Source organism: Paraburkholderia madseniana (assembly GCF_009690905.1).
Classification (GTDB): Bacteria; Pseudomonadota; Gammaproteobacteria; order Burkholderiales; family Burkholderiaceae; genus Paraburkholderia; species Paraburkholderia madseniana.
This window is the reverse complement of the sequence record NZ_VOSW01000276.1, coordinates 1-1,221: the sequence shown is the minus strand read 5'-3', so window position 1 is coordinate 1,221 and position 1,221 is coordinate 1. Positions and strand designations below refer to the sequence as shown.

General features: G+C 68.0%; 1 protein-coding gene. It reads left to right on the top strand.

Going from position 1 to position 1,221, the window contains the following annotated elements:
• The coding region (locus tag FSO04_RS48175) for a DNA polymerase III subunit gamma/tau domain-containing protein (protein ID WP_479687415.1) at window positions 1-1,221 on the top strand (1,221 nt) is incomplete at both ends.

Here is a 1,221-nt window from a genome sequence, read left to right as displayed (position 1 = left end):
CTATTGGTGAAGGGTCGATTGTTTCCAAGTCTGCATCCGCGCGCGCTTCTGGCGAAGTGAGCGCGACGCCTGCGCCCGCTGCGGCTGACGTCATTGCCGCACCGGCTTTAGCGCCGTGGCAGGAAGAAGCGTCTGCCGAACCGGTTCTGAGCGATCCGGCGCCTGCACCTACGGACACGAGCGCGCCCCAAGCGGCCCCGATGCCCGAAGCGATGTCCTCGGCACCGGCGACCGAAGCAACAAAAGTAACGACTGTACCGGCCTTGACACTGGCGGCCGAATTGAGCGAATCGATCGAGGCGACAAAAATAGCGGTAGCGCCGGCCTTGGCATCGACGGCCGAATCGATCGCAGCAACAAAAGTAGCGGCTGCACCGGCCTTGGCACCGTGGGACGACGCGCCCACCGAGTCAGCCTGGAACGAAGCACCGGCTGCCGCCGCGCCTCAGGAATCGCCTCCCGCGTCTCCGCTCGCTGCTCCAGCCGCCGCCGCGTTCGCACGGGCAGAAGAGGCCGCACCGGCGAGAGCATTGCAAGAATCGCCGCCCGCAGCCGACATCCCACCGCGCCGCGCAGGCGGCGCGAGCGACGCGCTCAATGTATTGCGCAGCGCCGGCCTGAAAGTATCGTCGGATCGTGGCCGCGCTACGGCTGCAGCTTCCGCCGCCAAGCCCGCTGCAGCCCCGACCACGCCGAAGCCTGCCGCCCCCCGCGTGGTCGTCAATGTGCCGACACCGGGCGCCCCGCGCCGCGCGCCGCAACAGGACGCCGCTCCGGCGGCACGTGCGCCGTCGCCGCAAGCCTCGGAGCAGAACGGCTCGTCGAGCGCGCCGTGGGATGACATGCCGCCCGACGAATGCATGCCGCTCACGGCGGCGGACGAAGGCTATTACGGCCTGCCGGACGACAACTACATGCCGGTGTTCGACAGCGGACCCGACGACGTCCGCGTGAACACCACGCCTGCGTCGGCCCCCGCACCCGTAGTCGACAAGCGGCCGTTGCCGCCCGCCGTGCCGCTCGATCCGCTGGGTTTCCAGGGCGACTGGCCCGCGCTCGCAGTCGACCTGCCGCTCAAGGGCATTTCGTATCAGCTCGCGTTCAACAGCGAATTGATGGCACTCGAAGGCAACACGCTGAAACTGAACGTTCCGGTGCCGCAATACGCGGAAGCCTCGCAGGTCGCTAAACTGAAAGTCGCGCTCGCCGAAAAGCTCGGCC